Origin of the sequence: Wohlfahrtiimonas larvae, assembly GCF_002006755.1 — a bacterium.
GTDB lineage: Bacteria > Pseudomonadota > Gammaproteobacteria > Cardiobacteriales > Wohlfahrtiimonadaceae > Wohlfahrtiimonas > Wohlfahrtiimonas larvae.
The window spans coordinates 1-4892 of sequence record NZ_MVDO01000119.1 but is presented as its reverse complement, the minus strand read 5'-3'; the positions used below and the strand labels follow the sequence as shown (position 1 = coordinate 4892).

The following is a 4892-nucleotide window of genomic DNA, read 5'->3' as shown; positions in this document are numbered from 1 at the left end:
GCGGTGCAAGATCTTCCAATTTGCCCATTGTTAATACTTCTGGAAACTTCACAAAAATTGTGCAACGAATTCCTGTTAAAATTATGCTCAATTCTGATGGTCCTCAATATGCCAAACTTCGTGCGGGAATGAGTTTACGAGTCAATGTTGATACAAGCAGTAATTAAATGAAGCTGCAAGTAATAACACGGATATGTTTATGAGCTGTGAATGAGGAAATTGTCATGAAAAATAATCATTTACTGAGATTTTTCAGGCCAGCAGTTGAAAATAGGCCATTAGGTATTATCATTGCGATTTTTTTAGGTGCAGTATTAGCAACGACAGAAACACGACTAATTTCTGCTTCTATTGCTGATCTTCGCGGGCAATTTGCACTAGATAATTTAGAATCTTCAGCGTTAACTGTAATTCTCAACTGTGCACAACTGATTTCAATGACTTTAGCGCCTTGGGCTGCAACAGTCCTTGGTTTTAATAGAGTTCTTTTTTATCCTACACTGCTATTGGGCGTTGTAGCATTGCTTATTCCATATTTTGCCTCATTTTATCCAGCATTATTGCTCCTTCATGGTTTATTAGGATTTAGTTTAGGAGTATATCTGCCGCTCACGATCTCATTAGCACTTCGTAATGCAAAGCCTAACATCTGGTTAATTATTATGGCAGCTTATAGTTTGCGAGTTTCCATTGGTATGGATAGCGGCATGTGGATCAGTGGCTTTTTGGTCGAAGAGGATTATTGGCAATGGATTTATTGGGGAAGTGCATTAGCTGCACCAATGATTGCTTTTTTATTTTGGAAAAGTATTCCCTTAACACCTATTGATTTCGCCGTACTGAAAAGCTCTGATTGGCTTGGAATGGCACTCTTTGTTGCAAGTCTGATTTTGATCTTTATTGGCTTTGAAAGCGGGGAACGCTTAGGTTGGCTAGACTCCAAAGTTGTGGTAATTAATCTAGGTACTGGCATTATTCTCTTTTCTCTATTAGTACTTCGGGGTCGAATAAATAAGAGTAGTTTTGGATCATTAATCATTTTCACCAATCGTAACATCCTTTTTTGTATGATCATTGCTTGTCTATTTGGTTTTATAATGACACCTTCTTCTTTTCTAATACCTTCTTTTTTGGAGCAAATAGCTAGTTTTAAAGCGATACAGAGTAAAAATGCTACATTAATAGTATTTGTTACCTATATTATCAGCATTCCATTTGTCATCCATTTAGCACGCAAAATAGAAGCGCGCCGTATGATCGCACTAGGTGCTGTTTTTATTGCTTTTGCTGCAATCATTGGTACAAAGATTACTTATGAGTGGCGAATAACAGAATTTATGAGCCTATTAATTTTACAAGCATTAGGAGAAAGTATTCTATTGCTTGGGTTAATTGCAGCCTTTGTTACTAATCTAAATCCAGCTCATGGCGTTGCGTTGGGCGCTTATATTCCGCTTGCTAGGATTTGTGCCCCGATTTTTTCGGCAACTATTATGCTCTTTTGGTTACGCCAACAAAAAGAGATTGCATTGGTGAATTTAGTCGAAAATATTCTATTAAATGATAGTGACTCTCAGGTTAATATATTCAATATATTGCAGCAAGAGGCTTTAGTTCATGCTTATATTGATAGTTTTTATTTGGTGTTTTTTGTTGCTGTTGCAGTATTATTAATTGCGCTCTGTTTGCGAGTAGCACCATCTAATATGATTTCACCACCATATCTTCAAAAAAATCACTAATGTAGTATCAATTTTTTTAGTCAAAGTTTTAGTTTTTCTACAGTTTATTTCAAAATTATCCCTAAATGATCACTCAAACAAATGATAAAGAGTTTGTTGGTGATCAAGAGTAATAAATTTTTTTGGGGGTATCCAAATAGGCGATTGATTATTAATAGCGCGTTGATAAGCCCACTGTGCGATATTTTCACTGACTTTTTGATTGCTTACAATACCGATATTTTTAGAAGCAGTATGAATTTCTTGGCCATATTTTTGATTACGAGCTAACCATCGTATTAGAAAGGATGTATCTGCAAGAAAGTTATTTTTTGCGCCATTACATTTTCTATCTGCAATCACAAAGTTATGTATAGTATCTTGCTGATAGTATGACCAAGGAATAAAATGATCCACTTCAGCAGTGCCATGGATTTTTTTCTGACAATAAAAACATCGATGATCTTGTAATTCCATATATATGTCATTGACCTTTTTTAGGGACGTACGCTGTTCATCGAATAAGAAAACTTGTATGTCTTGTTGCCCTCGTAAAATATCTTTATTTTTAGGCAAGCGACGAATGAAATCAGCCCAGCTTTGTTGAACCAATTGTCTGATAATTCCACTAAATTGACGCAAACAATACATGATGTTAGGTTTTAATTGAATATATGCGTGATTTTCGTGCCAGTCATACAAAAAATTAAGATTGTGTCCTTCGATTTTTTGTAAAAAGCGTGCAGGATAATCTTTAATTGTTTTTGCTGTTTTTTTAATAATTTTTTGTCCTTCAGCACTTTTAATTGCTTGTGATAGTGTCGGAAAATTCAGCATCAGTTTTTGGATGTTTTGGATCACAACAATTTGTGGTCCTGTATTTTGCTGTAAGATAAAATTTTCTTGATTCACATATTCAAATGGTAAGCTTTGTTTCCAATATTGCTCAATAAATTGTTCGGCGATTTCTTCATAACTGAGTATTAAAGTATGATGGTTATCACTCCCATTCCTAATGGATAAATTAGAAAGAGCAAGTAATAAGGCAAATTTATAAGTAGAAGTAAAGTTGCCGGCTTCAAGTATCAACTGGATTTTCTGTAAAAATTCTAATTGTTCTTGAGCTGTCGGTTGCATGAGAATTTTAGCCTATAGTTTTTCATAATATTGGCTACTGTAAATATTAAAGATATTTAAATCAATTAATGATTAAGCAATATTGGAAATAAAATGACCAAACAAAAAAATTTTTATAATCATAGCTTTCTAGCTTTTTTTGAAAATACATTTAATGTCGATATGACCAATATTTATGGACCATTTTTAGAGTATCTGCCCCAAGGCGGGAAAATATTAGATATTGGTTGTGGCTCAGGGCGCGATGCTTTGTATTTTAAAAATATTGGTTTTAGTGTGGATGCTTTTGATTATTCCGAAAACCTGGTTCAGTTTGCTAAAGAAAAAACAGGTTTAGATATCCAACACAAAAGCTTTTATGATTTAGATTCTGTGAATGAATATGATGGAATTTGGGCGTGTGCATCTTTACTACATTGTGAACGTAGTCGATTAATTGAAGTGGTGCAGAAAATAGTTGATGCATTAAAAATAAATGGTATTTGTTATATGTCATTTAAATATGGGCATTTAGATCGCATGCAAAATGATCGTTTATTCACTGATTTAGATGAAATACAAGCTAGGGAACTCTTAAATAATTTTAAGAATATTCATTTGCTAAAATTGTGGATGACAAAAGATAATCGACCGGAACAACAAGAATATTGGTTAAATATGCTTTGTATTAAAGAATCATAAATATATTTTTGAGATATATTGAAAGCGTTATTTAGGCGCGTAAAATATCCTAGTAATGGGTCATGAGATATAGCGTTGCCGATGACCAGTGAAGGATAGTAAATGAAAAGAGTCATAGGGATTTGTGGCATTGCAATAATGGGATTGATGCTCTCAGGCTGCCAAACTTTTAATACAGAGCATGGTTATGGCATTGTCGATTATGGCAATGATAATAGTGATGCACTCAAGAACAAAATGCGCCAATTGTTGATAGAAAAAAATACAGTTGTCAGTATTATTCAATTTGGTGATGCACATACATCGACAGGCTATTTTATAGAAACGCTACGACATCTTATGCAGCAACGTTTTGGTAATGCAGGAATAGGCTGGATGACGCCTATTGCCATAAATCGCAGTGCTTACCAATGGGATATTATTAACAGTCAAAATACATTGCAGACAGATTTTCCAATGGGTGGTTATATTGCTAAGCCCAAGCATAATGGTGCAGAGATTAAAGTGGTCTTAAATTCTGGACAACCCAGAGTTGGTTTATGGAATGTTCATTTAATGCTTAAGAGTAAAACAACAGAGCCTATATCCATCTTAGATACGGATGGAAAAGCAGATTTATCTTATAGTCTAATGAATATCGAGCCGAATCAATGGCGTGTTATGAATACTGTGACAACAATGCCCTTTAGCATCAGAGCAGATAGTCAGGTGGAACTAGGTGGTTTATGGCTACAAAAACATAATCAGCCTGGTGTGATTGTTTCAGCTGTTGGTATGAAAGATGCACAATTGGTTGCATGGAATCAGTGGTCACCACAATGGTTGTCTGAACTACAGATGACTAATAGTGATTTGGTGATTTTAGAGTATGGTACCAATGAAGCATTGGATAAAAACTTAGATGCTCAAGAATACCGAACTAATTTAGTGACGAGTATTCAACGTATTCGTAAACAATTACCTAATGCAGTCATTTTATTGCTGAGTCCACCTGATTTGATGATACAAAATCAACAAAAAGGTACCTGTGTTGAGCATGTGCCAATATCTTATGAAATTGTCAAATCTACGCAAATTGCTGTAGCTAAGGCTGAAAACTTATTATATTGGGATTGGCAGAAAGCCATGGGTGGGCGTTGCAACATAGCTAAATGGTATTCAGAGGGATTAGCACAAAAAGATCTAATCCACTTAACACCATTGGGTTATGAGATTAGCGCGGAGATATTATATCAATCATTATTACAATACTGGGGAATTGCTAAATAAAAAAAGACAATAATGCTAGTATGTGTTTATAGATTGTTTAGACTGTATAATAATACTTAATTAAAGTAAGAAAACAGATAATAT

General features: G+C 34.5%; 4 protein-coding genes. 3 read left to right on the top strand and 1 reads right to left on the bottom strand.

The window, feature by feature from the left end:
* Window positions 1–224 precede the first annotated feature (224 nt).
* Entirely contained in the window at window positions 225–1742 is a 1518-nt protein-coding gene (locus tag BZK14_RS07240; protein WP_077925861.1) for an MFS transporter, read from the top strand.
* 69 nt (window positions 1743–1811) lie between these two features.
* On the opposite strand, the gene BZK14_RS07235 is transcribed toward BZK14_RS07240, so the two are convergent.
* Window positions 1812–2858, bottom strand: coding sequence for an HNH endonuclease (locus BZK14_RS07235; protein ID WP_077925860.1), 1047 nt, complete (start codon window positions 2856–2858; stop codon window positions 1812–1814).
* A 93-nt stretch (window positions 2859–2951) separates the two neighbouring features.
* Between BZK14_RS07235 and BZK14_RS07230 the strand changes: the two genes are divergently transcribed.
* Window positions 2952–3539 (top strand): class I SAM-dependent methyltransferase, encoded by a 588-nt coding sequence (locus tag BZK14_RS07230; protein ID WP_077925859.1) that lies wholly within the window; start codon window positions 2952–2954, stop codon window positions 3537–3539.
* A 102-nt stretch (window positions 3540–3641) separates the two neighbouring features.
* A complete protein-coding gene (locus BZK14_RS07225) occupies window positions 3642–4808 on the top strand; it encodes a GDSL-type esterase/lipase family protein (protein ID WP_077925858.1) in 1167 nt (388 codons plus the stop codon).
* The last annotated feature ends 84 nt before the right edge of the window (window positions 4809–4892 follow it).